This window comes from Streptomyces sp. NPDC004561, from assembly GCF_053602155.1.
In genome coordinates this window covers 1-9,470 of record NZ_JBSGDB010000356.1, presented here as the reverse complement: position 1 = coordinate 9,470, position 9,470 = coordinate 1, and the positions used below count along the sequence as shown (strand labels likewise).

The 9,470-nt window shown below is 73.4% G+C and carries 8 protein-coding genes and 1 pseudogene; 5 read left to right on the top strand and 4 right to left on the bottom strand.

The features are described from left to right. Window positions 1–946, bottom strand: a 946-nt coding sequence (locus ACWEN3_RS33655; protein ID WP_452978636.1) for a TerD domain-containing protein, incomplete at its 3' end; no start/stop codon positions are given. 319 nt (window positions 947–1,265) lie between these two features. On the opposite strand from ACWEN3_RS33655, the gene ACWEN3_RS33650 reads away from it, so the two are divergent. The 4 genes from ACWEN3_RS33650 to ACWEN3_RS33635 all read left to right on the top strand — a co-directional run bounded on the left by ACWEN3_RS33650 (window position 1,266) and on the right by ACWEN3_RS33635 (window position 6,013). Continuing rightward, window positions 1,266–1,700, top strand: a complete 435-nt coding sequence (locus ACWEN3_RS33650) for a DUF6643 family protein (RefSeq protein WP_452978634.1) — start codon at window positions 1,266–1,268, stop codon at window positions 1,698–1,700. Window positions 1,701–1,742: 42 nt separating this feature from the next. Beyond that, window positions 1,743–2,567, top strand: a complete 825-nt coding sequence (locus ACWEN3_RS33645) for an MOSC domain-containing protein (RefSeq protein ID WP_452978631.1) — start codon at window positions 1,743–1,745, stop codon at window positions 2,565–2,567. 185 nt (window positions 2,568–2,752) lie between these two features. Next, window positions 2,753–3,358 carry an Rv1733c family protein gene (locus ACWEN3_RS33640; protein ID WP_452978628.1) on the top strand — a complete coding sequence of 202 codons (606 nt, stop codon included), beginning with the start codon at window positions 2,753–2,755 and terminating at the stop codon, window positions 3,356–3,358. Window positions 3,359–3,589: 231 nt separating this feature from the next. Further along, a complete protein-coding gene (locus ACWEN3_RS33635) occupies window positions 3,590–6,013 on the top strand; it encodes a right-handed parallel beta-helix repeat-containing protein (protein WP_452978626.1) in 2,424 nt (807 codons plus the stop codon). A 141-nt stretch (window positions 6,014–6,154) separates the two neighbouring features. On the opposite strand, the gene ACWEN3_RS33630 is transcribed toward ACWEN3_RS33635, so the two are convergent. The 3 genes and pseudogenes from ACWEN3_RS33630 to ACWEN3_RS33620 form a co-directional block, all read right to left on the bottom strand. After that, entirely contained in the window at window positions 6,155–6,697 is a 543-nt protein-coding gene (locus tag ACWEN3_RS33630) for a DUF4142 domain-containing protein (protein WP_452978624.1), read from the bottom strand. Window positions 6,698–6,804: 107 nt separating this feature from the next. After that, window positions 6,805–7,756: pseudogene (locus ACWEN3_RS33625) on the bottom strand (hypothetical protein); the annotation flags it as partial. Between the two features lie 287 nt (window positions 7,757–8,043). Beyond that, complete coding sequence (locus ACWEN3_RS33620) at window positions 8,044–8,217, bottom strand: hypothetical protein (RefSeq protein WP_452978638.1); 174 nt, start codon at window positions 8,215–8,217, stop codon at window positions 8,044–8,046. 306 nt (window positions 8,218–8,523) lie between these two features. Between ACWEN3_RS33620 and ACWEN3_RS33615 the strand changes: the two genes are divergently transcribed. Further along, window positions 8,524–9,366, top strand: a complete 843-nt coding sequence (locus ACWEN3_RS33615; protein ID WP_452978621.1) for a DeoR/GlpR family DNA-binding transcription regulator — start codon at window positions 8,524–8,526, stop codon at window positions 9,364–9,366. Window positions 9,367–9,470 lie beyond the last annotated feature (104 nt).

Sequence of the window (9,470 nt, the reverse complement as noted above, 5' to 3'; positions counted from 1 at the left end):
TGCGGTCGTCGCCGTCGAGGTGGATGTACGGGGGCCGGTGCAGGGACCCGAAGGAGTTGCCGAGGGCCTGTACGACTCCCTTGCGGCCGTCGGTGAGTTCGTACAGGGCGCACAGGTCGAGGTCCAGGTCCCCCTGTCCGCCGCCCCAGCGGCCGCCCCAGCCCGGAAGTTGTTTGCGCACATGCCAGTTGAGGTTCACCCGCATGACTCCGGATGTTCCGCCCTGCTTGGCCAGCGAGACGGAAGGGGCCGCCTTCGTGAGGGTGACCTTCGACAGGCGGACCGGCCGGGCCGGGGGGACGGGCGGGGGCGGCGCCGGTGCGGCGGCGGGGGTCGGTGCCATGGCCGGGAAGGGCGGGAGCGGGGCCGCGACGGTGGGTGGCGGCGTGGTCACCGGTGGTGCCGGGACGGGCGGGGCGGCGTGCCGCGGCTCGTCCACGGTGATGCCGAAGTTCGTTGCCAGTCCTTCGAGTCCGCTGCTGTAGCCCTGGCCGACGGCGCGGAACTTCCAGCCGCCCTGGCGGCGGTAGAACTCGCCGAGCAGGAAGGCGGTCTCCACGGTCGCGCCGGAGCTGTCGAAGCGGGCGACCACCTGGCCGGTCCCGGCGTCGGTCACCTCGATGTAGAGATCCGGGATCTGCCCGAACGTCCCGCCGTCCGCCGAGGCGGCGAGGACGATCCGCTCGACCTCGCCCTCCACGCGCGCGAGGTCGACGAAAAGGGTGTCGACGACGCGTGCGCCGGCCGTCCGCTTGCCCTCGTGGCGCACCGCGCCGGAGGGGTGGGCGGGCTGGTTGTAGAAGACGAAGTCCCCGTCGGAGCGGACCTTTCCGGTGGCGAGCAGCAGCGCGGAGGCGTCCGCGTCCGGCACGCCGGGTCCGCCGCGCCGGCCCAGTTCGACGCGTAGCGCCGTGGTCGGCACCGGCGCGTTCGATCCCTTCGGCATTGACATGTCCGCCCCCTTGCGAGTCGGTCCGCGGGTGTCCCGCGGTCGTCCCGGCCATCCCTACCCGCACAACCTATTCCCGGCCACGTCGAACTCCCATGGAGGGCGCCCGGCAGCCGCGCCGGGCACGGCTCGGGAAGATCGCCGGTCAACCGCCGGTAACCCTGCGGGAGCTTGGCCTTTACACGATCCGAACGTTGAACGACGCCCCTTTTTGCCAAGTTCGCTCGGATTGGGGATCCCAGGTCACTGCCGACACGGAAAACAACCCTCTTATCGGTCTCCCCAACCAGCACATCGTGGGCTTAACTTATGTGCCATGACCTCCCCCCGCTCCACTTATGGTGGCGGCTACTACTCCGCCTCCTTCCCGGACACCCCGATCTACGACTCCCTCGTGGCCGAGCGGGGCACCCCGCAGATCGCCCCGATCCGGGTCCCCGCCGCCTACGACACGGGCAGCAACCTGCCCGCGCTGCCGTCGGCGCTGCCCGCCCTCCCGGCGGGCCCCTCCCCGCAGGCCCCCGCCTACGGCTACCCCCATATGACGCAGCCCGCCCCCTTCCAGCAGGCGCCCACCGCGTACATCCCGCAGCAGGCCGCCGCTCCCCGGGGCTACCCCGGTCCGCAGGCCCCGCAGCAGCGCCCGATGGCGCCGGGCACCGGGTACGAGGCCATGCGCCCGGCCGCGCCGCGGCCCGTGCAGGCTCCCTACCAGGACCCGTACAACAACCAGCAGTACCGCGGTTACTGACCGGCGCATCCCGCTGCCGGTGTCACCTGGCACGATGGCGTCATGGGTATCGCCGAAGTGCAGTCGATCCACGTCTACCCGGTCAAGGCGTTTCGGGGCCTCGCGCCCCGGGAGGCCTCGGTGGAGCGCTGGGGCCTGTCCGGAGACCGGCGCTGGACACTGATCGACGACGGGGGAAAGGTCGTCACGCAGCGGGAGCAGCCGCGTCTCGCACTGGCCGCCGCCGAGCCTCTGGCCGGCGGCGGCATTCGTCTGTCCGCGCCCGGCCAGGCGCCGCTGGCGGTCGCCGTGCCGGAGCCGGCGGCGACCGTGCCGGTGAGCATCTTCGGCACGAAGGTGGAGGCGGTGCCGGCCGCGGCGGAGGCGCACGCCTGGTGCAGCGCCTATCTGCGGGCCGACGTCCGCCTGGTGCACCTGGACGACCCGGCCACCCGCCGCCCGGTCGATCCCGAGTACGCGCTGCCCGGCGAGACGGTCAGCTTCGCCGACGGCTACCCCCTGCTCGTCACCACGACGGCCTCGCTGGACGCCCTGAACTCCCTGATCGCCGCGGGCGGGTACGCGCAGGAGGGCCCGCTGCCCATGAACCGCTTCCGGCCCAGTGTCGTGGTCTCCGGCACCGAGGCGTGGGCCGAGGACCACTGGTCGCGCATCTCCGTCGGCGAAGTGGTCTTCCGCGTCCCGAAGGCGTGCGGCCGGTGCGTGGTGACCACCACCGACCAGGACACCGCGGTGCGCGGCCGGGAGCCGCTGCACACCCTTGCCCGTCACCGCAGGATCGACGGCAGCCTCGTCTTCGGCCAGAACCTCGTCCCCCTCTCCCCCGGCACCATCAGGATCGGCGATCCGGTGCGGGTGCTCGGGTAGTACGGAAACCGATTGCCGTTCGGGGAACCCTCAGACCGTTCCCGCTCGTTGAGGTGGCATGAGAAATCCGTGAGACGTCGCGGTCATGACCGGCCGCGGCGGACGTGATGTCGCTCTCTATTGCCCGGGGCCGCGGATGACCGCCCGCGCCGGGGGATATGACGGAGCGAAAGGGGGTGGGGGACGTGCGGGCTGTCTCCGGTGTGTGGCGCTGGCGGCACAATCCGCTGCGCCGTACGACCGATCTGGCCGAGGCGTGGGTGGCCCTCGTGGCGCTGGTGCTGATCGCCCTGGCCGCGCCCGTGACCGGCTGCCTGGTCGGCGCCGCCGCCCAGGACTCGCTGCAACGCGCGGCGCGGGAGGAGCAGCACGCCCGCCGCCTGGTCACCGCCACCGTGGTGCGCGACCTGGGCCAGGCCCTGCTGGAGGCCGATCCCGACACCACCACCGCGCGCGAGACCCGCAGCCGCGTCATCGCGGAATGGACGGCCGTGGACGGCACCCGGCGGCACGGACCGGCCCTGGCGGACATCAAGTCCCCCCGCGCCGGCGACCACTTCGGGCTCTGGACCGATCCGCACGGCCGAATAACGACCCGCCCGCTGGACTCCGCCACGGCGACCACGCACGCGGTCCTGGCCGGGCTCGGCGCGGCCCTGGTGTCCGCGGCCCTGGTCGAGAGCGGCCGGCGCCTCACCGTCTGGCGCATGGTCCGCCGCCGGTACGAGCGCTGGGACCAGGCCTGGGACCGGGCGGGCCCGGACTGGGGCAAGGCGGGCACCGGCAGTTGACGGCCTTCCGGCTCTGGTCAACCCACCGTGCACGCACACGCTACGGTGGACCGGCCGAAACGCTTTCGGCGACAACCCGCGGGTGAGCGAACCGCAGGGGCTCGCAGGTCTGCGAGAGCGCGCACGCGCACAGGCCCCAGGGGCTTGACGCGGTCGCGGTCCCGGCACCGGCGGCGGCGCCCCGAAGGAGCGTCAGCCATCAGTACGACGAGGTGGGGGCACAGCAACGCCATGGCACAGGGCACGGTCCAGGTGACGCACACCGGTACTTCGCGGTGGCGGCGCCGCACGGGTGAGTACGCATCGCTCGCCGCCGCCCTGGAGGCCGCCGCCGACGGCGACGTCCTCACCATCGCCCCCGGCACCTACCGGGAGAACCTCGTCGTGCAGCGGGCGGTGACGCTCCGTGGCCCGGAGGGCTCGCCGGGCTCGGTGCGGATCGCCCCCGTGGACGGGGTGCCGCTGACCGTGCGCTGCTCCGCAGTGGTGCAGGACCTGCACGTGGAGGGCCAGGACGCGGCCGCGCCCGCGCTGCTGGTCGAGGAGGGCGCGCCCGAGCTGATGGACCTGCGGATCGTGACCCGGTCCGCCGCCGGCATCGAGGTGCGCGGCGGCGCCCGCCCGACGGTGCGCCGCTGCACCGTGGACAACCCGGCCGGCATCGGCATCGCCGTACTCGACGGCGGCGGGGTGTTCGAGGAGTGCGAGGTGGTCGCGGCCGGGCAGGCGGGCGTCACCGTCCGCGGCGGCGCCCACCCGCGCCTCGACCGCTGCCGGGTGCACCACGCCTCGGGCACCGGGTTCACCGTGACCGGCGAGAACTCCGCCCTGGAGGCGGTGGGTTGCGAGGTCTACGAGGTGCGCGGCTCCGGGGTGCAGGTCACCCAGCGGGCCACCGCGCACCTGACCGACTGCGATGTGCACCGCACCACCGCCGACGGGGTCACGCTGGACAACGAGGCGGTCCTCACGCTCGCCGACTGCCGCATCCACGACATCCCCGAGAACGCGGTCGACCTGCGTTCACGCTCCGTGCTCACACTGACCCGGACGACGGTCCGTCAGTTCGGGCGCAACGGCCTGTCGGTGTGGGACCCGGGCACCCGGGTGGACGCCAACCAGTGCGAGATCTTCGACAGCACCGGCGACTATCCGGCGGTGTGGGTGAGCGACGGCGCCACCGCCGTCCTCGACTCCTGCCGGGTGCACGACGTGCCGGACGCGCTGTTCGTGCTCGACCGCGGTTCACGCGTGGACGTCGTGGACAGCGATCTGTCCCAGGTGCGCAACACGGCCGTGTCGGTGAGCGACGGGGCGACCGCGCAGCTCGACGACTGCCGGATCCGGGACGCGGCCACCGGTGCCTGGTTCCGTGACCACGGCAGCGGCGGCACGCTCAGCAACTGCACGGTGGACGGCACCCAGACCGGCGTGATCGTCACCAAGGGCGCCGACCCGACCATCGAGCGGTGCACGGTCGACTCCCCCGCCGAGGCCGGTTTCTACGTCTCGGCGGGCGGCCGCGGCAGCTTTCTCGGCTGCCGGGTCAGCGGCAGCGGCGGCTACGGCTTCCATGTGATCGACGGCTGCCGTACGACGCTGCGCAAGTGCCGTACGGAGCGGTGTGCGCGCGGTGGTTACGAGTTCGCCGAAGGCGGCCCGGACACGGGGTCCGGGACAGGGCCGGTCGTGGAGGACTGCACCAGCGACGAGAGCGGCAGCCTGCGGCCCCCGGCGGTCCGGGAGACGGCCGCGCAGACGGCGCCGCAGACGGCGGGGCTGCTCGGCTCGATCCCCGGGCAGCGCAGCGCGGAGCAGGAGCCGGTGGCCGCCGCGGAGCCGGTGCGGACGTCCAAGGACGTGCTCGGGGAACTCGATGCGCTGGTGGGCCTGGAGAGCGTCAAGCGCGAGGTGCGGGCGCTGACCGACATGATCGAGGTGGGCCGGCGCCGTCAGCGTGCGGGGCTGAAGGCGGCCTCGGTCAAACGGCATCTGGTCTTCACGGGCTCCCCCGGCACCGGCAAGACGACGGTCGCCCGGCTCTACGGCGAGATCCTCGCCTCCCTCGGCGTGCTGGAGAAGGGCCATCTGGTCGAGGTGTCCCGGGTGGACCTGGTCGGCGAGCACATCGGTTCCACGGCGATCCGCACCCAGGAGGCCTTCGAACGGGCGCGTGGTGGCGTGCTGTTCATCGACGAGGCGTACGCGCTCTCCCCGGAGGACGCCGGGCGTGACTTCGGCAAGGAGGCCATCGACACGCTGGTGAAGCTGATGGAGGACCACCGGGACGCGGTGGTGGTGATCGTCGCGGGTTACACGGCGGAGATGGAGCGCTTCCTGTCCGTCAACCCGGGTGTCGCCTCCCGGTTCTCGCGCACCATCACCTTCGGCGACTACGGCCCCGAGGAGTTGCTGCGGATCGTGGAGCAGCAGACCGACGAGCACGAGTACCGGCTGACGCCGGGCGCGTGCGAGGCACTGCTCAAGTACTTCACGGCGATCCCGAAGGGCCCGGCGTTCGGCAACGGCCGCACCGCCCGCCAGACGTTCGAGGCGATGGTGGAGCGGCACGCGAGCCGTGTCGCCCAGGTCGAGGACCCGAGCACCGACGACCTGACCCTGCTGTACGCGGAGGATCTGCCGGAGCTGCCATGAGGCGTCGCGCAGGGTCCCGCGTCCTCGGCCGCTCGCGTGGCGTGGTGCGGGCCGTCGCGTCGACGGCCCGCACGGCGCCGAGGGCAACCGTGGCCATGTGCGCATGGCCGCGGTCCGGGACTCGTCCGGCGCGACTCAGCCCTAACTCGGTGGCAGATGGCACCTGTTGCCGTAGACCATCTCCAGATGCGCGTGGATGATCGGGCGAGCCATTTCGGCGTAGGCCTTCACCTGGCCGTTCCGGGCCCTCGGTATCTCGTGGTCGATCTTGGCCAGGACCTCCTTGTGTCCCTGGTACATCATCTTCAGCCAGGCCGTGTCGTATGCGGGTGAGTGGGCCTTGTCCGCGACGGGGGCGAACATTCGCTGGTCGGCCCTGGTCGGGCCGTTCTGAAGGCGGAGTCCCAGGGAGTCCGCGACGGGCTTGAGTTTCTCCTCCAGCCGTGTGTGGTTGTCGTGCAGGACGCGGCCGGCCTGCGCGACACACTGGGTGGTCGCGTTCTTCTGGGCGTTGCCTCCCGCCGCGATCTCACTCGCGTTGACGTTGGCCATGAACTCCACGAAGTTCTTGTCGCCACGGGTGGCCGACGGGGCCGTGTCGTGCGCGGACGCGACCCCCGCTGCCGCGCCGACGACGGACACGGCGGCCAGAGCGATCACTACCGAGCGGTTGCCTTGCTTCATTTCCGAAAGTCCTTTCAGGAGACATGGGCACAGGCGTGAACCGCTGACGCGGCTCCCTGTCCGGACTGCCAGCCTCTCGTCCCGCCCGCGGACGCGCTGTCGTCCGTTCAGCGGGTCGCCCGGGGGAACCGTCCCGCCCGTCGCGGGGGTACGAACGGCGGAACCGGATCCCCGCGGCCTCGCGCGACCAAGCCTTTCGGCCACGCGGTCACCTGCGCTGACCTGGCAGTTCCCGGTGCAGGCGGGCCGGCAGCCGGGTCCGCCTGGTAGTCGCAGTGGCCGAGGATCGCGGCCGGCAGCGGGTGGTCGGGCGTGCGGCCGTAGGCGAGGGGGTCCTTCAGGGGCGGGTGGTCCACGTCCGGGGCGCCGTCGGCGGGCAGCCGTACCGGGCCGCCGACGGGGTCGGTACGGCGGTGGAGGTTGCCCCAGCAGGCGATGTCGCGGTGCAGGGCGGCGAGCGCGGCGGGCCGCGCCGTGGGGTGTCTTCCCGGTGACCAGGGCGCCGGCCAGTGCCACGGTGCCCAGCCCCAGGTGGTGGCGGTCAGCACGGCGAGAACGAGGGGCGCGCGGTCGGTGAGGGCCGCCGTCGTCCTGGCGCGGGTGCGGGCGGGGTTCTCGGGCTCGCCGGGGGTGCTCGTGGCGGACGCGGTCGCGTTCGGTGCGGGCCTGCCGGGCGGTGCCGGCGGCGAGCCGGGCGGCCAGGAGCAGCAGGACCGCGAGGAGCGGCGGGATCACGGACACCCGCCAGGTCAGCAGCACCGGTGGCCCAGCCAGCGGGGCGCGGGTGCCGACCAGCCCGTCGTCGACGCGTAGCGCGACCCCCCCGGAGATCACTCCGCCCAGCGCGCGGGCGAGCAGCGCGGTGGCCGGTCCGCCGAGGCCGCGCATCCCGGTGCGCGGGTCGGGACCGCGGCGGTACAGGAGGCGGGCCACGACGGCGAGGGCGACGACGAGCAGCCCCGGGGCCGGCATCAGGGCGCCGAAGGCCGGGTTCCCGGGCAGCCGCCCCCCGGAGCGCCGGCCGGGCCGGGACCAGCCGGCGTAGATCAGGGTGAGCAGCAGCAGGCCGAGCGCGTCGAGCGGCAGGCGTCGTACGAGGTGCCGGTCGAGCCGCTCGTCAGGGCGGTGCTCGCTGCGGCCCCGGCGGCACGCCGTGCCCACCACCGCACCGGACATCGGCGGCAGCGCCCCCGCCCGGGCGGCTTCCGGTACGGGCGCCGCCTGGTGGCCCGGTTGCGCGCCGCGCACACCATGGCGGGCCTGCTGACGGTCGCCGCCGCCGTCGCGACCCCGGCGGCCCGCTTCGCCCACCGCCCCGGCGGCCCTGAACGTCCTGAGCCGGCTGCTCACCGGAGCAGTCCGATCGGCACCAGGGCGGCGAAGGCGAGCCGGCGTCCGGGCGGGCTCCACCAGCCGCCGGCCGCCGCGAGCAGCGCGGGCCGGCCCTGAGCCGCGTGTCCCTCGTACGCTCCCGGCGCGGGGAAGGCCGGCCCGAGGTGGTGGTAGGCGCAGGCCCGCACGCCGGCTCACTGCCGGGCCACCAGGCCCGTGACGCCCTGAGGGCCTGTGCCGGTGCGCGCTCCACGATGTCCGGTTCCGGGGCGGTCCACACCACTTGTCGCGCAAACTCCCCGATCCGGGTGACGGAGGGCGCGGGGCGGCCGTGCGATCAGTGGCATGTGCGCGTCGTGACAGGCGATGGCGCACCCCGTACCGTCCCGTGAAAAGATGGGACGCCCGCGCAGCCCCGGACGGATGGAACGTCCTGGTCGGAGGTGGTGCGCCGGGCGTGTCGGACGGTTGGCGGCGAAAGGACCGGAGCGTACGTGAGCGAGAATCAGAACCTCCTCGCCGAGCAGCGCCGCGCCATGATCCTGGACGAGGTCCGGCGCCGGGGCGGTGTGCGGGTCAACGAACTGACCCGCAAGCTCGGGGTGTCGGACATGACCGTGCGCCGCGACCTGGACGCGCTCGCCCGGCAGGGCATGCTGGAGAAGGTGCACGGCGGCGCGGTGCCGGTGGTCGAGGCCAGCACCCATGAGCCGGGTTTTGAAGCCAAGTCGGGTCTGGAGCTGTCGGCCAAGGAGGACATCGCACGGGCCGCCGCCCGGCTGGTCACCCCGGGCACCGCGATCGCCCTGTCCGGGGGTACGACGACGTACGCGCTCGCCCAGCACCTGCTGGAGGTGCCCGATCTGACCGTGGTGACGAACTCGGTGCGGGTCGCCGACGTCTTCCACTCGGCGCAGCGCACGTCGGGGCAGCGGCAGGGCGCGGCCACGGTGGTGCTGACCGGCGGGGTGCGCACCCCGTCGGACTCGCTGGTGGGCCCGGTGGCCGACCAGGCGATCGCCGCGCTCCACTTCGACCTGCTCTTCCTCGGGGTGCACGGCATATCGGTCGAGGCGGGCCTGTCCACGCCGAACCTGGCGGAGGCCGAGACCAACCGCCGGCTGGTCCACTCGGCTCGGCAGGTGGTGGTGGTCGCCGACCACACCAAGTGGGGCACGGTGGGCCTCAGTTCGTTCGCCTCGCTGGAGCAGGTGGACACCCTGGTGACCGACGCGGGCCTGCCCGGCGAGGCGCGCGCCGAGGTCTCCGAGCATCTGCGGCAGCTGATCGTGGCGGGCGAGCAGGACGGCGCCAAGGGCGTCGACGACACGGAGTAGTCGAGGCTGCCGGAACAACGGCAGCTACGTGGACCTCGGGCCGAACGGCGCCCTCCGTGACGGCACCAGCCGGCACTGACACACAGCAGCGCCCGGGCTCGTCC